The sequence below is a fragment of the Bradyrhizobium sp. 2TAF24 genome, from assembly GCF_052115025.1.
Taxonomy (GTDB): domain Bacteria; phylum Pseudomonadota; class Alphaproteobacteria; order Rhizobiales; family Xanthobacteraceae; genus Bradyrhizobium_A.
This window is the reverse complement of record NZ_JBFRFW010000002.1, coordinates 506,804-526,676: the sequence shown is the minus strand read 5'-3', so window position 1 is coordinate 526,676 and position 19,873 is coordinate 506,804. Positions and strand designations below refer to the sequence as shown.

At 67.0% G+C, this 19,873-nt stretch carries 18 protein-coding genes and 1 tRNA gene; 5 read left to right on the top strand and 14 right to left on the bottom strand.

The window, feature by feature from the left end; all coding sequences use genetic code 11:
• Positions 1-182: 182 nt before the first annotated feature.
• On the top strand, positions 183-1,058 hold the full coding sequence (locus tag AB4Z37_RS05665) for a hypothetical protein (protein ID WP_441515693.1): 876 nt from the start codon (positions 183-185) through the stop codon (positions 1,056-1,058).
• Positions 1,059-1,186: 128 nt separating this feature from the next.
• Here AB4Z37_RS05665 and AB4Z37_RS05660 read toward each other — a convergent pair whose 3' ends face one another.
• Positions 1,187-2,188, bottom strand: a complete 1,002-nt coding sequence (locus tag AB4Z37_RS05660) for a tyrosine-type recombinase/integrase (RefSeq protein WP_441515692.1) — start codon at positions 2,186-2,188, stop codon at positions 1,187-1,189.
• Positions 2,189-2,358: 170 nt separating this feature from the next.
• Positions 2,359-2,435: transfer RNA gene (locus tag AB4Z37_RS05655), tRNA-Arg, on the bottom strand.
• A 227-nt stretch (positions 2,436-2,662) separates the two neighbouring features.
• On the opposite strand from AB4Z37_RS05655, the gene AB4Z37_RS05650 reads away from it, so the two are divergent.
• Positions 2,663-2,968 (top strand): hypothetical protein, encoded by a 306-nt coding sequence (locus AB4Z37_RS05650; protein WP_211968952.1) that lies wholly within the window; start codon positions 2,663-2,665, stop codon positions 2,966-2,968.
• 245 nt (positions 2,969-3,213) lie between these two features.
• Here the strand turns inward: AB4Z37_RS05650 and AB4Z37_RS05645 are convergent, their stop codons facing one another.
• The 5 genes from AB4Z37_RS05645 to AB4Z37_RS05625 all read right to left on the bottom strand — a co-directional run bounded on the left by AB4Z37_RS05645 (position 3,214) and on the right by AB4Z37_RS05625 (position 8,126).
• On the bottom strand, positions 3,214-4,638 hold the full coding sequence (locus AB4Z37_RS05645) for an amidase (RefSeq protein ID WP_441515691.1): 1,425 nt from the start codon (positions 4,636-4,638) through the stop codon (positions 3,214-3,216).
• A 309-nt stretch (positions 4,639-4,947) separates the two neighbouring features.
• Positions 4,948-5,352, bottom strand: a complete 405-nt coding sequence (locus AB4Z37_RS05640; RefSeq protein ID WP_211968957.1) for a YccF domain-containing protein — start codon at positions 5,350-5,352, stop codon at positions 4,948-4,950.
• Between the two features lie 42 nt (positions 5,353-5,394).
• Positions 5,395-5,583, bottom strand: coding sequence for a hypothetical protein (locus AB4Z37_RS05635; protein WP_441515690.1), 189 nt, complete (start codon positions 5,581-5,583; stop codon positions 5,395-5,397).
• Positions 5,584-5,614: 31 nt separating this feature from the next.
• A complete protein-coding gene (locus tag AB4Z37_RS05630; RefSeq protein ID WP_441515689.1) occupies positions 5,615-6,772 on the bottom strand; it encodes an alpha/beta fold hydrolase in 1,158 nt (385 codons plus the stop codon).
• A gap of 7 nt (positions 6,773-6,779) precedes the next feature.
• Complete coding sequence (locus AB4Z37_RS05625; RefSeq protein ID WP_441515688.1) at positions 6,780-8,126, bottom strand: adenylate/guanylate cyclase domain-containing protein; 1,347 nt, start codon at positions 8,124-8,126, stop codon at positions 6,780-6,782.
• Between the two features lie 317 nt (positions 8,127-8,443).
• Here AB4Z37_RS05625 and AB4Z37_RS05620 point away from each other — a divergent pair, with 317 nt between their 5' ends.
• Both AB4Z37_RS05620 and AB4Z37_RS05615 read left to right on the top strand, forming a co-directional pair.
• Entirely contained in the window at positions 8,444-8,599 is a 156-nt protein-coding gene (locus AB4Z37_RS05620) for a hypothetical protein (RefSeq protein WP_441515687.1), read from the top strand.
• A 367-nt stretch (positions 8,600-8,966) separates the two neighbouring features.
• Complete coding sequence (locus tag AB4Z37_RS05615; protein ID WP_441515785.1) at positions 8,967-10,376, top strand: MFS transporter; 1,410 nt, start codon at positions 8,967-8,969, stop codon at positions 10,374-10,376.
• 46 nt (positions 10,377-10,422) lie between these two features.
• Here AB4Z37_RS05615 and AB4Z37_RS05610 read toward each other — a convergent pair whose 3' ends face one another.
• The 4 genes from AB4Z37_RS05610 to AB4Z37_RS05595 form a co-directional block, all read right to left on the bottom strand.
• Positions 10,423-10,695 carry a hypothetical protein gene (locus AB4Z37_RS05610; protein ID WP_211968961.1) on the bottom strand — a complete coding sequence of 91 codons (273 nt, stop codon included), beginning with the start codon at positions 10,693-10,695 and terminating at the stop codon, positions 10,423-10,425.
• Positions 10,696-10,888: 193 nt separating this feature from the next.
• On the bottom strand, positions 10,889-12,535 hold the full coding sequence (locus tag AB4Z37_RS05605; RefSeq protein ID WP_441515686.1) for a tannase/feruloyl esterase family alpha/beta hydrolase: 1,647 nt from the start codon (positions 12,533-12,535) through the stop codon (positions 10,889-10,891).
• 100 nt (positions 12,536-12,635) lie between these two features.
• Positions 12,636-13,295, bottom strand: coding sequence for an MBL fold metallo-hydrolase (locus AB4Z37_RS05600; RefSeq protein WP_441515685.1), 660 nt, complete (start codon positions 13,293-13,295; stop codon positions 12,636-12,638).
• Positions 13,296-13,364: 69 nt separating this feature from the next.
• On the bottom strand, positions 13,365-15,839 hold the full coding sequence (locus tag AB4Z37_RS05595) for an EAL domain-containing protein (protein ID WP_441515684.1): 2,475 nt from the start codon (positions 15,837-15,839) through the stop codon (positions 13,365-13,367).
• Positions 15,840-16,128: 289 nt separating this feature from the next.
• On the opposite strand from AB4Z37_RS05595, the gene AB4Z37_RS05590 reads away from it, so the two are divergent.
• A complete protein-coding gene (locus AB4Z37_RS05590; RefSeq protein ID WP_441515683.1) occupies positions 16,129-16,617 on the top strand; it encodes an MmcB family DNA repair protein in 489 nt (162 codons plus the stop codon).
• A 61-nt stretch (positions 16,618-16,678) separates the two neighbouring features.
• Here AB4Z37_RS05590 and AB4Z37_RS05585 read toward each other — a convergent pair whose 3' ends face one another.
• The 3 genes from AB4Z37_RS05585 to AB4Z37_RS05575 all read right to left on the bottom strand — a co-directional run bounded on the left by AB4Z37_RS05585 (position 16,679) and on the right by AB4Z37_RS05575 (position 19,540).
• Positions 16,679-17,287 (bottom strand): biliverdin-producing heme oxygenase, encoded by a 609-nt coding sequence (locus tag AB4Z37_RS05585; RefSeq protein WP_441515682.1) that lies wholly within the window; start codon positions 17,285-17,287, stop codon positions 16,679-16,681.
• A 205-nt stretch (positions 17,288-17,492) separates the two neighbouring features.
• Entirely contained in the window at positions 17,493-18,062 is a 570-nt protein-coding gene (locus AB4Z37_RS05580) for an ActR/PrrA/RegA family redox response regulator transcription factor (protein WP_441515681.1), read from the bottom strand.
• A gap of 155 nt (positions 18,063-18,217) precedes the next feature.
• Entirely contained in the window at positions 18,218-19,540 is a 1,323-nt protein-coding gene (locus AB4Z37_RS05575) for an ActS/PrrB/RegB family redox-sensitive histidine kinase (RefSeq protein WP_441515680.1), read from the bottom strand.
• Positions 19,541-19,873 lie beyond the last annotated feature (333 nt).

Below are 19,873 nucleotides of genomic sequence, written 5' to 3'. Positions count from 1 at the left end.
ATGGCCCGCGAGGTAGAGGTGGACTATCGGACGAAGAACTGGCCAGCGTAGAGAACGGTATTTGGTGCTGCGCAAATCACGGGCGAGAAATTGATACAAATGGCGGGCGAGGCTATCAGGTCGAGACGCTTAAGGATTGGAAGCGAGCTCGAGAACAGGAAGCCCAGCGACTGCGCACAGGAATGTCCCAGCCAGGCGTGGGATGGATCCAAACGATCACAATCTCTCGGAGCCCACGTTTTGAAACTCGTTCTAGTTTCGAGCTGTCTAAGATTACGATAATTGACGGCAATGAAGCGGTGGGAAAGACGTCGTTATTTGAGTGGATTTGTGAAGCAGCGGGTGGGCGGCAGGCGGAACGCTGGAAGGGGGAGGAGATTAGACTGGACGTCCGGTACTCCTCGCCAATTCCTCATAGGTTTGAGTATTCAAGCAACGCCAACGGTCGAGATTATCGGATAGACGATGTCACCTTTCATCTGGCGCCGCGTGATTTTCAAGTCGTTCATGTGCGAGAAGAAGCTGTCAAGGCTCGCGAATTGCCTGACGATCTACTCCGGATCGCAGGCGAACTAGGCGTCGATATCAGCGTAATCAGAGGCTTGGCTACCGAGATTATCCGCAACGGCTCTGGCTACTTGAGTGCCATCCGTTTCGCCGACCGAGCCCAAGACCCGGATTCGGACGAAAGCGATCCCGCAGACTGCGAGCTTCTCGTGACTCGAACAGCTGCTGGCTTCGAACAAACCTATCTGTCCTTGTCACGCAGCGAATCATTCCGGATTATTGTCGAATTTGCGGCGGCGCTAGCGCGAGAGCGAGCGAGGACTAGTCCAACACTTTTGATGATTGATGGTGGAGGATGGAATTTATCGGACGGTTCTTGGGGGGAGATTATAAAACTGCTGTTGGCGCAACCCTATCAATCGATGTTGATCGTCAACTATTGCGAGCGCAATTCGGCTGAATGGAATTCTTGTGGGCGCATCTACTTGCGCCGGCCGGGCAAGACAGATCCGAGCGGTAGGACTGTGATTGAGTATCGAGCGGTGCCCTGATGCTCGCGTATGCACGAGTTCTCAAGACTAATTATCCATACGACGCTGCCTGCTTATCCGCCCTTTTGGACTGGGCTTGGCAGGGGATTGTCGCCACAGAACATTACGAACGAGGGCGTGTATAGCTTCTACCGGGGCGGATCGCTCGCTTTAACTAAAGAGCGCTTATGGGATTGGCTTCTCTCATTGCCAAGGTCCGATGGCTGGCCTCTGATCTGGCCCAGCTTACGAGCAATTACCTCGGGATGGAGATGAGTGTAACGCGTCAGCATTCGAGGATCGCGATGACCACTGATCAACGCAACCTCAGGAACGGTTAGCCCCGCCTCGAAGAATCGTGAAATAGCTTCATGGCGAAGGTCGTGTAGCCGTAGATGTTTCAAAGATGCTCTTAGTCTAAGACGCTCCCACGCGAGCCTCACCGCATTCGCGGTTACGTTGAAGACCTTTTCACCACTTTTCGGCAGAGATTTGAAGGTATTTACGGCCTCTGGCGTTAGCGGTACTCGGCGCGGATGGCCGTTCTTAGTTTTCGCAATTCGAACGGTACAGCTATCAAAATCTATATCTTGCCAACGAATCGAAAGGAGTTCGCCGCGGCGCATCCCAGTTTCGATCAGTAAGACTAAAATGGGGCGCAGGTACCAAGCTGAACGCTCATCCAGTGCGGCGTGCAGTTGTTCTTCGTCTTCGCCGACCAAGCGTTGTTCCCGTGGGCGGGCGTCATGAGGCAATTTCACTCGCTTAAATGGGTTTTCGCGGATCGGTACGGCCCATTCTCGTATGGCAATCTCAAAGACGTGACGAAGGATGACCAACTCGCGGCGCACTGACGGAGGTTCGACCTTCCTCAGGCGATCATCGCGAAACCGAACGATAGTGGCGGCGGACAGGTGGTGCAGGCTTGTTCGAGACATTGGGTGTGCGAGCATTTGGCGAATCCGCGAACGCTCGAAGATCGCGCCTCGTTTCTTTGGCGTAATCTCCTGCTCGTATCGCTTGAGCAGATCACTGACCGTCACCCGTTTCAGTTCTTTGATGTCAAAGGGTAACTCGGCGCGATCGATTGATCGTTCCTTCTCCCGCGCCCAAGCAACGGCGTCAGCTCGCGTGGAGAATGATTTCGACAATGCGGGGTAACCCGCTCGGCGCACTTGGGCTTGCCATTTGCCGCCTCGTTTTCGGATCGTTGGCATAGTTTTCCGTCCAGCTGTGACAGGGCTGTGACGGATCGGGTTCTTTGGAAAATCCGGGAGCGACAGCGCCGACCCAAACGCCAATGAAATAAGCGTCTTAGAGCTGGCGCACCCGACACGATTCGAACGTGTGACCTTTGCCTTCGGAGGGCAACGCTCTATCCAGCTGAGCTACGGGTGCTTTCGCCCTCCTTTAGCCGATTGGCGGGAGAGGGGCAACGGGGGAGCGGGCGCTTTTCGGCGGCTTAAGGTCGCCATTCCCTTGCGCTTTTTGCTTCCTGGCCATGCCGCGGGCGGGGTCATACATTTGAATCATTTCGGGTAAAAGGTAAGCTGACGGTTGTCCGGCGGCATCGGCCGCCGGCTGCGGGGAGGTCCCGCGCCGGGCTTAACGCAGCAAGCCGAGAGATGAGCGAAGACTGGAAGACGAAATACGGAACGCGCCGGGTCCGGCACGATCCCCCGACCCTGGACGAGGCGATCTTTGCCGCCCAGGGCATTACCGACGATCTGGAAGGCCAGATCGACATCGCCTCGGCGCTGATGGGCCTCGATCCGGCCAAGGTGCGGCCGCAGGTGATCAAGGCGCGGCCGAGCGCTCCGCAGAGCATCCGCTCGATCCCGACCGAGCGTGGCGGCCAGCGTGCCGTCGTGGTCGAGCGCAAGGTGGTGCGCCGTCCGCTTGGCGGCGGCGTCAAGCGCCCACTGGCGTAAGCGCGCGGGCCCATGGTCCGTCACTCTTCGAGGTTCGCTGGCGCTCGCGCACAGCGCGTGATCGATACTGCAGCCACCGATCTTAAAGTTTGCCGTCGCCGGGACACGCCGGCGACGACAAAAAGCCAGCGTTGGCTTCAAGTCAGATACTGAGGCGCAAGGGGAGTGATCCCTGAAGAGCGTCGGATCACATGGTCTGCGGTCTCATCTTTCAGTATCAACCGCTGCTCGCATGACATGGCGCCCTACGCACACACCGGCGGACGCCGTCCCTTCCACGGCCGCGCCTGTTCGAGCTGGGCGGCGAGACGGAACAGCGTCGCCTCGTCGCCGAAGCGGCCTGCGAACATCATGCCGAGCGGCAGGCCGGACGCGCTCCATGCCAGCGGCACCGACATCGCTGGCTGCCCCGACATGTTGAACATCGCGGTCGCCGGCATGTAGCCGCGCAGCGCGGGCGAGATGCCGGAGAGGTCCGCCGCCATGGTGTCGAGCACGCCGATGCGCAGCGGCGGGGTGCCGAGCGTCGGCGTCAGGTACACGTCGCAACCCTCGAAGAAGGTCGCGAGCGCCCGCGAGATCTGGAACGCGGCCTGCTGCGCGGCGACATAGTCCACCGCGGAGGCATGCCCGGCGTTGGCGGCGCTGGCGAGCGTCAGCCGCTCGAACTCGCGATCGGTGACCGGGCGCCCGAGCCGCTGCTCGGCGAGGCGCACCGTCAGCGCGGTGTTGGCGCCGACGATGATCTGCAGCGCCTCCGCCGGATTGAGCGGCAGCTTCGGCCCGCGCTCCTCGACATGGTGGCCGAGGCTCTCCAGCAGTGTCGCGACCTCGCGCACCGCGGCCATCACCTCCGGATCGAGCGCGTCGCCGGCCGGCGAGGTGGCGCTGAAGGCGATGCGTAGCCGGCCGGGCGGACGGGCGATCTCATCGAGATAGGGCCGCTCCGGCGCCGGCGCGGTGTAGGGGCTCGACGGCTCCGCGCCATGCAGCGCGTCCAGCATCGCCGCACTGTCGCGCACGCTGATGCTGACCACGTGGTTGCAGGAGAAGCCGCCCCAGCCCTCGCCGCGGTCGGGGCCGAGCGGGGTGCGGGCGCGCGTGGGCTTGAGGCCGAACACGCCGCAGGCGGATGCCGGAATGCGGATCGAACCGCCGCCGTCGCTGGCATGGGCCACCGGCAGGATGCGCGCCGCCACCGCGGCCGCGGCGCCGCCCGACGAGCCGCCGGACGAATGGTCGAGATTCCACGGATTGCGTGTCGGCCCGAACAGTGCGGTCTCGGTGGTCGGCATCAGGCCGAACTCCGGCGTCGCGGTCTTGCCGAAGATGGTGAGGCCCGCGGCGCGGCAGCGCGTGGCGAAGGTGCCGTCATGGTCGGCGACATTGTCCTTGAGCAGCCGCGCGCCGAAGGTGGTGCGGGTGCCGGCAAGCAGCTCCAGATCCTTCAGCAGGAACGGCACGCCGGTGAACGGCCCCTGTGGCAGCCCGGCTTCGATCTGGCGCCGCGCATAATCGTCATGACGCACCACCACGGCATTGATTTGCGGATCGACCCGCTCGGTGCGCGCGATCGCTTCATTCAGCAATTCCGTCGCGCTGACGTCGCCCTTGCGCACCAGCCCGGCGAGACCGAGCCCGTCGTACGCGTCGTAATCCTTGAATGCCATGGAGCCTCCCTGTGTCGGGAGGCATTATGCAGAAGCCGGCACGCGCCGCCAGCATGCGGTGCGGCTGGCCAGGTCACGACGATGATGGAGCGCGCGTCCATGCATTGCGCGAAGCGGAATTTATGGCGCTGCGGGCCACGCGCTCTCTCCTCGTCCTGAGGAGCCTGCGCAGCAGGCGTCTCGAAGGACGAGGCCACAGCCCGCAGCGCCTCGGCCTCATGGTTCGAGACGGCGCTGGCGCGCCTCCTCACCATGAGGGGAATCATTGCATGATCAACGTACGCGTTCGACCACGTGGCATTGCGCGCCTCACGCTGGCACGATCACCTTGCCGATCGGCCACAGCGCGATGCCGGCGAGCTTGAGATGGGCCCAGGCGAAGGGGATGCCGATGATGGTGATGGCGAGCAGCAGCGCGGTGACGAGATGGCCGAGCGCCAGCCACCAGCCGGCGAGCACGAACCAGATGATGTTACCGATCAGGCCGAGCGGGCCGGTGCCGACGTCATGCTGGCCGAAATGATCGGCGCGCGACACCGCGCGCTGGCCGAACGGCAGCAGAGTGTAGAGCGCGATGTTGAAGGCGGCGCGCGCCCACGGGATGCCGATGATGGTGATCGCCATGATCACGGCGGCGACCGCCCAGCCGACCGCCATCCAGAAGCCGCCGATCACGATCCAGAGAATGTTGAGCAGAAGCGATACCGGGGACATGGGTGAGCCTTTGGGTCAGGAATGAATCGAAAGTACTGTATGTCAGGCGGCGCTCGACCGGCTGATGCCGATGAGGCAGGGCGCTTCTCCCCATTCTCCGTCATCACCGGGCCGGCGCGTCAGCGCCGAGACCCGGTGATCCAGCTTTGTGAAAGAAAGAAGCTGGATGCGCGGGTCAAGCCCGCGCATGACGCTGAATGTGGAGGGGCAGCGTGCATCAGATGACGTCATGTCGTCGTCTCCGCTCCGTTCGCTGGCTTCGTCATCTGGCCTCGTGTTCCGCCACCTGCTCTCGGCAGAAATCCGTCAGCAGCCGTGCCACCGCCGCGGATTGCTCCTGCTGTACCCAGTGGCCGGCGCCGTCGATCAGGTGGCAGCCGCGCATGTCGGTGCATGCCTCCTGCTGCATGCGCTCGAAATCGTGCGGCCGCTGGTGGATGCCCCAGTCGCTGGCGCCGGCAATGAAGCACGAGGGGATGTCGATGGTGCGACCGGAAAACGTCTGCAGTTCGCTATTGATCGCGGGGACGAAGCGGGTGCGGTACCAGTTCAGGCCGCCCTGGAAGCCGGTGCGCTGATATTCGGCGGCATAGATGGCGAGCTCGTGCTCGGGCAGCCAGGTGCAGGCGGCGATCTCGTCCGGCGAGGGCATCTCGCGGGCCGCCGTGGTTGCCATGTCCTCGTCGTGGTTCATGACATAGTAAGTTGGCAGCTTCGACAGTTCGGCCGCGGTGAGGGATGCGAGCCGGTAGGGCTGGTTGCCGGGCCAGTCGGCGCTCTTGTGGTGATAGTAGGCCCGCAGGAAGGCGTGCACGCCTTGCGGGCAGCGGAGCATGTCGGCGTTCGCCTGCCGTGTCGCATAATAGGTCAGGTAATGCTTGCGCGGCGGGTTCAGCGCCGCGAGCGCGGCGTCGAGGTCGGGGGGCGGCACCGGAGGTCCGCGCCGCAGGGTGTCGAACGGCAGCGGCGGCGGGCCGCCGAACGGTGCGCTCATCAACACCACGGAGCGGAACAGATCGGGCCGCAGCACCGCGCTCCAGGCGGCGACGACGGAGCCGTAGTCATGCCCGACCAGTGTCGAGACTGATCGTGCGCCGAACGCGGCGACGAGGCCGACGACGTCGCGCACCAGGTTCAGCAGCCCGAACTGGCGGAGATCGGCGTCGTAGCTGCTATCGGCGCCGGTGGTCCGGCCATAGCCGCGCTGGTCCGGGGCGAGGACATGGAAGCCTGCCTCCGCCAGGGCCGGCATGATCCCCCGCCAGCTGTAGGCGAGCTCGGGAAAGCCGTGCAGCAGAACCACCAGCGGCTGGCCGGGATGGCCGGCTTCCAGCACATGCATCGACAGGCCGTTGATGCCGTCCACCTGGCGCGTGCGAACGCCGGCTGGCAACGGCAGGTCGGGAAGGGCAGCGGTCATCGTGGCCTCAGGAGGCAGCCGGGCTCGGCTCGCGGCGTGGCTGCGGGTGGAGGGCGGCATCGCGTGCGGCGGTGTCGCTCGGGGTGTAGACCGCGATCGGCGCCGCAACGCCACGCAGCGTGTGTCGGCCGAGGTCGTCGAGCGGCCGGTCGAGATGCCGCGCCACCGCGTCGGTGATCAGGATGCTGCGGCGGAGCGTCTTCTGCAGCGCCTCGACCCGGCTCGCCTCGTTGACGGCGGGACCGATCACCGTGAAGTCGAGCCGCTCGGCCGAGCCGATGTTGCCAAAGAACACCTCGCCCTCATGCAGCGCGATGCCGACACGCAGCGGCGCCCAGTCGGCGGTGTTGGCGATCGCCGCCGGCGTGCAGGCATTGAGCGCGTCGAGCCCGGCGAGGGCCTGGTCGGCGGCATCGAGCGCGGCACGGGCGGCATCCGCCGCCTCGTCCTCGCTCTGCAGCGGAAACACCGCGAGCAGGCCGTCGCCGATGAACTTCAGCACTTCGCCGCCATGGGCCAGCACCGCGCCGGCCATTGCCTCGAAATAGGCGTTTAGCAGGGTGAGCATGTCCGAGCCGGACAGGCGGTCCGACAGGTCGGTGAAGCCGCGCAGGTCCGAGATCCAGATCACCGCACGGATCGATTCGCCGGCGCCGCGCTTGATCGAGCCCGACAGCACCTTGGTGGAGGCGCTGCGGCCGAGATAGGCGCCGAGCGCGTTGTCGGAGATGCGCACCGCGGTGTAGCGCTCGACATGCAGCGCGAACAGGCTGAGCAGGTGTGAGAAGCGGCTGATCGCGGCCTCGGTGAAGCCGCCCGGCTGCTTGGTCGCGATGGTGATGGCGTTGCGGTAGCCGGCGCTCGACAGCGGCAGCGCGATGTAGTCGGTCATGCCGGCCGCCGCGAGTTCGGCCATCAGCGGGAATTCGGCCTGCGCCTCGACCGTGTTGGGCTGGCGGCGGATGTGTTCGCCGAAATTGAACACGCGGTAGAGCGGATTGCGGGTGAAGCTGTCGGTATGGGTCGCCGCTTCCGCGACCTTCACCTCGTCGCACAGCCCGTCATTGATATTCCAGTTCCAGGCGAAGCCGACCAGCTGCGGGTGCAGCGTGCCGATGTGTAGGCTGACCCGGGCGATGGTGCCGCCGGCGGCCACCACTCGCCACAGGAACGATTCCAGGAACAGCAGCATGTCCTTTTCGGCCGCGGCCTCGTGCAGCAGCCAGTTCTCGATGTCAGCGAAGCTGACCACCGCGGGGGCCGCCGCCGGCCCGCGGGCGGAGCGCCGCACCAGGGTGACGGCCCGCGGATACTGGCGGGGGGCGGGATCGAGGGCGCCGGGGGGCTTGGCCAAGGGATGCTCGCTTTCGACAGGTCTGACCGTCGAACAGGTAGGCGCAAATATCCCGTCGCGCCAGTCCCGCGCTTGGCCCGCGACCATCCCGGCGGTGCCTTTCGGTGGTTGCCCGCAGGGCCTCAACCCGCTGCCACCGCCCGCAATTGAGGCAGGTTCCGGGCAATTGTGTCATCCCGCCGCTGTGATGAAACACGATGGTCTGTGACGAAACCATTTTCGTGCTGCGACGTCATCCGCCGGGGACGTGGGGCAGCTACCCATGACACCCGTGCGACGGCACAGCCGTTGCGGGATTGCGGACGATGGAGAGGACGATGCGCACGCTCGGATTTTGGATCGGCATGATCGCCCTGATGGGCAGCGTGTCCGCCGCCGGCATCGCCGAGCGCCTGCCGGGTGTCGGCACCTTCGCCTACAACGGCCCGCCCGCCGCCGCCGATGGCCCCGTGCTGATGTCGATGGTCCGCTGAGCTGTGTCCAGCGGCCCCAACGCGGCCTGTCGACGGATCGCGGCCGTGCGCATTCCTGCCCCACCATCATCTCCGTCGCGCGAGGGCGGCCCGCATCCGTTGTGATGCCTGAGGCCACGCCCTGCGTTCGCGCGTCATAACCTTCCGCGCCACGACATTCTGCCGACCTGCTGCGCCGCGACCTGCTGCGCCATGACCTGTGAGGTAATCGATCCGCGTCGCCCGGTTTGCGAACGTCGGCCGCGTCGCGCTTTCGGCGCGTGGACGATGCAGGGCAGGGCGACAGGATATGACCGAGATGGCGACGACGGCGGATCTGGTTGCCGGACGCGGGACGTCCGAAGGCGTGGCGGCCGCGCCCGCGCGGATGGAGACCACGCCGGAGGCGGGTGTCATCACGCGGCGGTGGTGGGGGCTGGCGATTGTGGTGGCGGCGCAATTCATGTTCGGCGTCGATGCCTTCATCGTCAATGTCGCGCTGCCGACGATCGCCGTCGAGCTGCAGGCCAGTGCCGCTCAGATCGAGGCGGTGGTCGCGATCTACCTCATCGGCTACGCCACGCTGGTGATCACCGGTGGCCGGCTCGGCGATATCCATGGTGTCAAGGCGACGTTCATCACCGGCGTACTCGGCTTCACGCTGACATCGCTGTGGTGCGGCCTTGCGCGGTCCGGCCCGGAGCTGATCGCAGCGCGGCTGGCGCAGGGCGCGACCGCGGCGCTGATGGTGCCGCAGGTGCTGGCGACCATTCATGTGCTGTTTTCTGACGCGGCGCGCGGCCGTGCCTTTGCGATTTACGGCATTGTGCTCGGGCTTGCAGGCGCGGCCGGCTTCCTGCTCGGCGGATGGCTGGTAACGCTCGATGTCGCCGGGCTTGGCTGGCGCAGCGTGTTCTTCGTCAATGTGCCCTGCGGCGTCGCGATCGCCGCGGCCGCCGCCGGACTGATGCCGCCGGCGGCACGCCGGCCCGGCACGCGGCTCGATATTGCCGGCGCGATGATCCTGTTCGTCGGTCTGCTCGGCGTGATCGGGCCGCTGTTGTTCGGCCGCGACCTGCACTGGGCGCCGTGGGTCTGGGGCGCCATGCTGACGGGGGCGGCGGTGATCGCGGGCTTCGCGCGCTTCGAGCGTCGGGTGATGGCGCGTGGCGGCATGCCGCTGATCGATCTCGCGCTGTTCGCGGCGCCGGTGTTCGCGCGCGGGCTGGGGGCGGTGTTCTTCTTCTTTTTCGCCAACCTGTCGTTCTATTTCGTGATCACGCTGTTCATGCAGACCGCGCTGCAATTCAGCGCGCTGCAATCCGGAGCGGCGGTGGTGCCGCTGGCGTTCGCCTTCGTGGCGGCGTCGCGCCACAGTGCCGCGCGGGCGGCCCATCGCGGCGTGCGTGTCCTGATCGAGGGCGGCGCCGTTGCGCTCGCGGGGCTCGCCGCCCTGGCGCTGATGGTGGCGCTGGTCGCGGCACCCGGGCCATGGCTCCTCATGCTGCCGCTGGCCGTGTTCGGCTATGGCCAGGGTCTCGTCATGGCGCCGCTGTCGAGCACCGTGCTGGCCACGGTGGCCAGGGCCAGCGCCGGATCGGGCTCCGGTCTCTACGGCACCACCACCCAGATCGCCAATGCCGCCGGCGTCGCGGTGATCGGCGCGGTGTTCTTCACCGCCCATGGCTGGGGCACGGACCGGCAGGCGCTGCTGGCGGCGCTCGCCTGCGTCGCCGCCGCCATCGTCGTCAGCCTGATGTTTCTCAGCTGGATGCGCCGCGCCGCCGCGAGGCTCTGACCGCGGCTTGAATCACGGGGTGTGAATGGCAGCGCGTTGCCGCGCCTCAGCGCCGGCTGGCCCGGTATCCGGCCGCGGTTGCGTCGGCCTCGCAGACATAGCGGCCGTGTCTGGTGCGGCCGTAGCGGCGTTCACCGGCGCGGTAATAGACGCGCGAGGCCGGACTGGCCCAGACGACCGCATCGAACAGGCAGAACGGCCTTGCCAGTTCGCTGACACCAAGCGCCTCGTAAGGGTTCGCGCAGATGGCGGGATCGCATTGCGCGGCGGCGGGCGTTGCGGCCAGCGCCAGACCGACGGCGATCGCCGCGGCGGACATCGACGAAACCAATAAACGATGCATGATCGAGAACCTCGTCCGTGCTCAGCAATGGACGGATGCTACAGCGCGCCGCGCGCCGGCGCCAGCGAGGCTGTCCGATGATATCGGCGCTCTCGACGCGTCATTGATCCGAAGCCTGCGCCGCGCGTCGACGCCTCGGAGCCTCACGGCGCAGGCGACGTGCGCGCAGTCACGGCTGTCTGCAGGTGAAATTCGCCGCCTCCTCGAGGCTGCCACTGCCGGCGTAGGCGGCATAGGCCGGATAGGGGCACAGCGGCCGGGTGCGGCCCGGCCAAGGCACACCCGGGACATTGCGCGCGCGCGCCGTGAGGCTCTGCGGCGCTTCGCCCCTGTCGACCCAGGCGTCGAGCGCGGCAAGGGCATCGAACTGGTCGGTGGCGGGTCCGCCGGCGCAGTGGTTCATGCCGGGCACGAGATAGAGCCGGGTGAAGTCGTCGGCGCGGCCATAGCGTTGTCCCAGCGCGTCGACATAGGCCATGGTGTCGTTGGCCGAGAAGATCGGATCGGCCATGCCATGGAAGAAGATCATCTTGCCGCCGCGCGCCTTGAAGCGGTCGACGTCGATAGATGATGCGCTCTCGATCGATGAACCGGATTCGAGGAATGGCGCCGCGGTGGCCTCGACCGCGCGCACGCCGCGGGCGATGTCATACGACAGCGTGTAGTTGTAGAGATCGGTGGGCTTTTCCGGCGGCGAGGAGAAGTAGTAGGCAACCGAGCCCGGCACCAGCGTGACGTTGCGTGCATCCGGCGGTGTCTTGCCGGGCGTGCCCGTCTTCCACACGCTCCAGCCCGGCGCCGCGATGCCGGGATCGTAGGGCCATTCGGCGTAGAGAGCGCTGCCATCGGCGAGCGTCGTGCCGCGGAAGATCGCGGCGATCGTCTTCGCCTTCGCGGGGGCGAGACAGTCCGTGGTCTGGCCGCCCGTGCAGGCCAGCGTCGCCGCGTCGAAGCGGCAGGCGCGGACATTGTTGACCATGCCATCGGCCACGCCGTCGGCTGCGTCGCAGGCCTGCGTCACCTTGTCGGCCACCAGCTTGATGTCATCGGCGCTCAGCGCGGCGCCGAGGTCGGGGCGGCCGTCGCTGCCCTTCGGCGCGATCGCGGCAAGCTGCTGAACTTCCGCGATTCCCTCGATCGCCGCGCGCGGCACGCGATAGGCCGGCGCGCCGGCGATGATGCCGTCGAACAGGTCGGGATAGCGCTGCGTTGCGGCCATGCCCTGGCGGCCGCCATTGGAGCAGCCGACGAAATAGGCGCGCGATTGCGCGCGGCCATAGACACGGCGGATCACGTCCTCGGCCTTTGCGGTCACCACGGGAATGTGATTGTAGCCCTTGTCGATGCGCGCCTGCGGATCGAGGCCGAACAGGTAGGGCCCGACAGGGCCCGGCTCATCGCGGTGGCCGGCGTCGGTCGAGGCGACCGCATAACCCCTGGCGAGAGCGGAGACCGCGCCGGTGGCCTGGATGCCGACGGCCGGCCGCAGGACGCCGTCGGAGCCGCCGCCGCCCTGGAACATGAACTTGCCATTCCAGTTCGCCGGCAGACGGACCTCGAAGCCGATCGCGTAGGGCTTGCCGTCGATGCCGACATGCGGCGCGGCCGCGCCCTGCACCAGGCAGTGGTCGGGCGCATCGATGGAGAAGGGCGGCGGCCCGGCGAAGGATTGCGGGCCGGCGGCGACAAAGGTCGCGAGCGTCACCTCCGGCGCGCCGGCCAGCGCCTCGCAGGCGGCCTTGAACGACTGCGCCGCAGCCGGCGCAATCACAGCAGTCGCGGCCAGCAAGCCGCCGACGAGCACCCGTCGCGCCATGGCGCGCCTCCCCGATATAGTTATGTCTCATAACTATTGCCGCAGGACGGCCGCTTGGCAAGAGGGCGCGCGAGTTCCGCGCACCGCGCGGACGTGCGGATCAGGCCTCGCCGTTCAGGAACGGATTGCTGCGGCGCTCGTCGCCCACCGTCGATCCCGGTCCGTGGCCGCAGATGAAGCCGACATCGTCGCCGAGCGGCAGGATCTTCTCGGTGATCGACTTGAGCAGTGTGGCGTGGCTGCCGCCCGGCAGGTCGGTGCGGCCGATCGAGCCGTTGAACAGCACGTCGCCCATCAGCGCGAAGCGCATGTCGGGATTGAAGAACACCACGCTGCCGGGCGAATGGCCGGGGCAGTGCAGGATCTGGAAGGTCAGCTCGCCGACACTCACCGTCTCGCCTTCGTCGAGCCAGCGGTCGGGCGTGAAGTTGCGCACCCCGGTGATGCCGAAATTGGCGCCGCTCTCCACCACGCGGTCGAGCAGGAACTTGTCGGCGATATGCGGGCCCTCGATCGGCACCTTCAGCGCGTCGCTCAACTCGGCCGCGCCGCCGACATGGTCGATATGGCCGTGGGTCAGCCAGATCTTCTCCACGGTGACGCCGGTCTTGGCGATGGCGTCCGCGATCGCCGGGACGTCGCCGCCGGGATCCACCACCACGGCGCGGCGCGTGGTCTCGCACCACAGCAGTGTGCAGTTCTGCTGGAACAGGGTGACGGGAATGATGGCCGCACGGGCCTTGGCAGCTTGCTGGGTCATGCCCGCCACATTGCCGATTTTTGCCGGCAGGCCAAGCTCTTTTCGTGCGCGGAAGGGACCGCGGTGGCGTCAGGCGACCTGGCGGTGGCCCGGCTGCGGATTGGCGTCGGCGAAGCGCTCGAACGGCTCGGGGCGGCCGATGCCATAGCCCTGGGCGTAGTCGACGCCGATGGCGCGCAGCGCCGCCAGGATGGCGTCGTTCTCGACGAACTCGGCGATGGTGCGCTTGCCCATCACCTTGCCGATGCGGTTGATCATCTCGATGATGGCGCGGTCGATCGGATCGTCCAGCATGTCGCGCACGAAGCTGCCGTCGATCTTGAGATAGTCGACCGGCAGGTGCTTGAGATAGGCGAACGACGACATGCCGCTGCCGAAATCGTCGAGCGCGAAGCGGCATCCCATCTGCTTCATCAGCCCGATGAAGCGGTTGGCGCTGTCGAGGCTGGCAATGGCGCTGGTCTCGGTGATCTCGAAGCAGATCATCGACGGCGGGATGCCGTAAAGCTCGAACTGGGCGCGGACGAAGTCGATGAACTTGTCGTCGTTGAAGGTGGCGCCCGACAGGTTGATGGCGCAGGTGGCAAGGCCGGCGCCGCCGAAGCGGTCGGCGAGGGTGCGGAAGGCGCGGCTCACCACCCAGCGGTCGAGCAGCGGCATCAGGCCATAGCGCTCGGCGGCAGGGATGAAATCGCCGGGCGCCACCAGGCGGCCGTCCTTGTCGCGCAGCCGCAGCAGCAGCTCGACATGGCCGCCGGCCTCGCCCTCGCTGCCGAGCGGTGCGATGGTCTGGGCGTAGAGGCACAGCCGCTGCTCTTCGAGCGCCTCGTGGATACGCTGCACCCAGGCCATCTCGCCGAAGCGGTGCAGCAGCTCAGAATCGCTGGGGTCGTGCAACTGCACGCGGTTGCGGCCCTTCTCCTTGGCCATGTAGCAGGCGAGATCCGCGGTGCGCACCACCTCGTCGAGGCTCGCGCGGCCGCGACCGGTGGCGACGAGGCCGATGCTGGCGGTGATGCTGAACGCGCTGCCGTTCCAGCTGAAGCTGAGGTTCTGCACCGCATGGCGCAGCGTCTCGGCGATGTCGGAGGCGCGGTCGATCTCGCAGTGCTCGAGCAGCACGGCGAATTCGTCGCCGCCGAGCCGCGCGAACAGGTCGCCGGGCTGCAGGTGCAGCGGCAGCGCGCCGGCGATCTGGCACAGCAGCTTGTCGCCGGCGGCATGGCCGCAGGTGTCGTTGATGACCTTGAACTGGTCGAGGTCGAGGAACATCAGGGCATGCACCTCGTCGTCGCCGGCGTCACCGGTGCGCGCCATCGCCGCTTCCACCCGCCGCTCGAACTCGCGGCGGTTGGCAAGGCCGGTCAGCGCGTCGTGCGACGCCTGCCACGACAGCCGCGCGATGTAGTCGCGCTCGCTGGTCATGTCGTGCAGGATCAATACGGCGCCGGCGGCGTGGCCGTCCTTGCGCAGCGGCGCGCCCACCACCGACACCGGCACCTCCGTGGCGTCGCGGCGCAGCAGCCGCTGCGGCCGCGGACTCGCGGTCGCCTCGCCATGATCCCAGATGCGGTCGATCCGCACGGTCTCGTCCTTGCCCGAGGCCTCGTCCACCACCCGCACCAGCGTGGTCAGCAGCGCGCCCCTGGCGTCCGCCGCAGGGCAGGCCAGCAGCCGCTCCGCGGTCGGGTTGATGTAGTCGATGCGGCCCTTTGCGTCGGTGCTGATGACGGCGTCGCCGATCGAGGCGAGGGTGATCTGCGCGCGCTCCTTCTCGTCGCGCAGTTCGCACTCGAAGCGCTGGCGCTGGCCGACGAAGTGACGGGTGTAGAACACCTGCAGCGCCACCAGCAGCGCGGCGGCGATCAGGTTCACCACCGTGAGGATGAGCTTGACCTGCCGCGAGCCCGCGCCGAGGCTGGCCGAGAACCGGATCGCTTCCAGCGACAGGCGGTCGTTGAGTTCGTCGATGCGCTGCGGCCAGGCCGCGGGGCGCGCGTGTGCGGCGGGATCGGTCGAGATGTCGGCGTGGATCAGCGCGGCGAGCGTCGTCAGTTCGTCGAGCAGCGGGTCGGTCGCGATCCAGTTGCCGATCGAGGCCTTGAACGCCGGCAGCTCGCGGAAGTAGCGGTACAGCCAGATCAGGCCGTCGACGTCCTCGGGATGGTTGCCGCCCGCGAGAAAGCCGCGGCGCGCGGTGGCGATGTCGGGCGGGTTTCCCTCCAGCGCGCGCCGCGCGATACGGTCGCCGAGCGGAATCGCCACCGCCTTCTGATAGCGCTGGTACGAGGCCTCGCTGCCGGTCTCGGCATATTGCGTGAGGAAGTAGACCGCGTCCTTCTGGCCTTTCGACCACAGGTTCTCGCCGCCGACATAGGCGCGCACCGACGACAGGATGCTGAAGCTGACGCCGGCAAGGAAGGCCTGCAGCAGCACGATGGCGATGAAGGGCAGCACGAGCCGCAACAGATGCGCCTGGTCTTCGTTGAGCCGCGATGCCATCGATGAGGTGCCGCCCTTGATGATATGCCCGTCCCATTCCATGCAAGGCTGCGTCCGCGCCGGAGAAAATGGCGCCATCGATCGCAGGCCGCGCTTGGGAAAATTCTGCCCGTCGCAAGCTTAAGGGCGGCTAAATTCTGCATAAATTGCGCTGGAACCGCGCGGATGCGTGAATTCGGCGTAAATCCGTTTTGCGCCATTTGAGCGCAATTCGGCGACGAATTTCCGTAGTTTCCCGTAGATGTCAGCGGTCATCCGATCGTCCGGTGGTATCATCACGCAGTTTGCGACCGCGCTCGGCTTGCGGGTGCGACTCTGCTAAGGCGTGTCTATGAGCCTGCATCTGCTGCCCGTCACCGCCGCGCTGCCTGTCGATGGCCGCCAGTCCGACACCGCGCTCGCCATCGCGCGCGGCACGGCGCGGCTGTTGCGCGCGCGCGGCTTCTCCTGCCTGTCGGAACTTGCGCTGCCGTCGGGCCGCCGCGCCGACCTCGTGGCGCTGAATGCGCAGGGTGAAGTCTGGATCATCGAGATCAAGTCGTCGCCGGCCGACCTGCGCGCCGACCAGAAATGGCAGGAGTACCGCCAGCACTGCGACCGGCTGTTCTTCGCCTTCACCGCGGAGATGTCGGCGGAGCTGTTTCCGCAGGAAGCCGGCCTGATCGTCGCCGATGCCTATGGCGCGCATCTGCATGCCGAGGCACCGCAGCACCGCCTGCCCGCCGCCACCCGCAAGGCGATGATGCTGCGCTTCGCCATGGCCGCCGCCCAGCGCCTCAACCGCCTCGCCGATCCGCAGGGCCATGAGCCGTTCGACTAGGGCGCTCCGGTGACGTTCAGGGCGGGTCTTCACTCAGTGATGACGCTGAAGATGTGGCACCCTACGCCGGCGCGGTCGGCACCAGGCGGATGGTGTCGCGGCTGCGTTCGACGGCGTCGCTCAGCACCGGGACCAGCGCGCTCTCGAACATGCCGAACGCGATCTGTGCGCCGTCGATGACGCGCTCGGGCGCGTGGCGGGCCTCGGCATGGGCTTCGAGGGCGGCGAGGTAGCTCGGCCACAGCCGCTTGCCGAAGCCGTGGCGCAGATAGGCGGTGGCGCCGATCACCGCGGCATCGGGCTCGTCGGCGAGGCGGGCGAGGATGCTGCGGCCGGCCATGCGGGTGCCTTCCAGCACATAGACCGCGCCCAGCATCACGGCGGCGCCCTGCAGGTCGGGCACCGGCAGCGGATCGCAGGCGATGTCGAGCACCGAGAGGTCGTGTTCCAGCGCCGGCATCCGCGCGCGCTGCGGCCAGTCGAGCAGGATGTCGTCGATGCCGCCGCGCTCCAGCGCCGTCTCCAGTGGAACCAGCGCTTCGGCCTGGCCGCGCAGGAAGCTCGCGTAATAGGCCGGCCGCCGCAGGTCCACGCTGGCCATCGCCGCGTCCAGCCGCTGGTGGGACAGTCTCGTCGCCTCGCGGATGCGTTGTTGGATCGACACGGCCATGGTCTGCGCCTCGGGTGTGCTGGCCTCTACGGTCGCAGAACCAACGACGGCAGGAACAAAAGGTTCCATGGCCGGGGCGTCCGCCCCTCGGGACGAGGAACATTCTTCACAATGGGACCCGAGGGCAGACGCTCACAACAAAATACCCGGCGCCAGGCCGGGTATTCGCTTGCAACGGGTATTCGCTTGCAGTGAAGGCTGCGCCTCAGCGCGGCGCGCGCTTGGCGAGGATGCGCTGCAGGGTGCGGCGGTGCATGTTGAGGCGGCGCGCGGTCTCCGAGACGTTGCGGTTGCACATCTCGTAGATGCGCTGGATGTGTTCCCAGCGCACGCGGTCGGCGGACATCGGGTTCTGCGGCGGCTCGATCTTCTCGGCGCTGCTGGCGAGCAGGGCTGCGACGACGTCGTCGGCGTCCGCGGGCTTGGCGAGATAGTCGACCGCGCCGAGCTTCACCGCGGTCACCGCGGTCGCGATGTTGCCATAGCCGGTCAGCACGATGGCGCGGGCGTCCGGGCGCTGGCGCTTCAGCGCCGACACCACGTCGAGGCCGTTGCCGTCGCCGAGCCGCAGGTCGACCACGGCGAAGGCCGGGGCATGCTTGCCGATCTCCGCAAGGCCGTCGGCCACGGTCTCGCACGAGGTCACCTCGAAGCCGCGGCTTTCCATGGCGCGGGCCAGCCGCTCAAGAAAGGCCTTGTCGTCCTCGACGATCAGGAGCGAGCGGTCGGTCTGTTCCTGCACGGCGGTCACTGCGTTCACGGTTTCAATCCTCATCGAGTCTAGCGCGCGCGGCGCATCACCGGCGATCCGGTTGTTGCGGCCGACCTCCGCGGAAACGCAACCTAGCTATGCATAGATATGGCCGCCATCATGGCAACTGCCAAGGTTGGCGGCCGCCATTTGCCCTGCGGCAAAACGCGCAGGTTTGTTTAAGACGTTGCTTCTTCAAGGGTTTCCTTGTTCTCGAAGCGCGCCCGCGGCCACGTGATCTGGACCACCGCGCCGTGATCGGGGAAGGCGCGGTTGCTGAACGACAGCCGCGCCCCGGTGCGTTCCAGCAGTGTGCGGGCGATGAACACGCCAAGCCCGAGCCCGCCATGCTGGCCGCCGGATTCGTCGCTGCGCCGGCGCGACAGGTAGGGCTCGCCGATGCGCTTGAGCATGTCGGGCGCGATGCCCGGGCCGTCGTCGGAGATCACGATCTCGACATTCTCCGCGTTCCACCACGCATTGACCTCGACCGTCTCGCGGGCGAAGTCGACCGCATTCTCCAGGATGTTGCCGACCCCGTAGAGGACGGCCGGGTTGCGCTTGGCCACCGGCTCGGTGCTGCCGGCCACCGCGATCCGCACCTTGATGGCGATGCCGAAGTCGCGGTGCGGCGCCACCGCCTCCTCGATCAGGGTGGACAACGGCATCTGGTCGAACGGCGCGCCGCTGGCGGAGAGCTGGGTCAGCTTGGCGAGAATGTCGCGGCAGCGCTTGCTCTGCTCGGCGAGGGTGCGCACCTCCGACGCCAGCGGGCTTGCCGGGTCCATGGTCTTCTCCATCTCGGTGGAGATGAGGAAGATGGTGGCGAGTGGCGTGCCGAGCTCGTGGGCGGCCGCGGCGGCGAGGCCGTCGAGCTGGGTGAGATGCTGCTCGCGCGTCAGCACCAGTTCGGTGGCGGCGAGGGCGTCCGACAGCTTGCTCGCCTCTTCCGACACCTGGAAGGTGTAGAGGCTGGTGACGCCGATCGCGAGCACGATGGAGAGCCACACCCCGGTCATGTAGATCGGCGGCAGCGCCAGCGGCTCGTCGTTGTTCCAGGGCAGCGGCAGGTGCACGAAGCCGAGCGCGGTGGCGCAGGCGATCGCCAGGAGCCCCAGCGCCAGCGTCAGGCGGGTGGTCAGCGCGGTGGCGGAGATCAGCACCGGCGCCAGGAACAGGAACGAGAACGGGTTCTGCAGCCCGCCGGTGAAGAACAGCAGCGCCGCGAGCTCGAGAATGTTGAGGCCGAGCAGTGCCGCGGCATGGATCGGCTCGAGCTGGCGCCGCGGGTTGAACGCCATCTGCAGCGACAGGTTCAAGAGCGCCGACAGCCCGATCACGGTGACGCAGGGGATGATCGGCACGTCGAATTCCAGCCCCTGCACCACGATGAAGATCGCCGCGAGCTGGCCGAGCACGGCAAGCCAGCGCAGCCGCAGGATGGTGTCGAGCCGCACGAAGCGGCGGTGGTAGCGGAATTCGGGAACGGTCACATCGGTCATGGCGGCGACCATACCCGCGCGGGCGGGCGGGGACAAACCGCCGGCCGCTCTACGATGTCGCAGCCGTTGCGCCGGATCGCCCTGCAGGTTCGGGGATAGCGGTGTTTCCTCCGGGACGGGCGTTCACCCTCATGGTGAGGAGCCCGGCGCGAGCCGGGCGTCTCGAACCTTGAGGTCGATGCGCGCGATGCGGGGGCCTCCATGGTTCGAGACGCGGCTGACGCCGCTCCTCACCATGAAGAGAGAGGCTTGCGGATGCCGCGCGTCGCTCTTCAGGGCACCGCTGGCGCCACACCTTTTGCGTCATCACCGCGGCGTCTCCGCCCCCCGCCT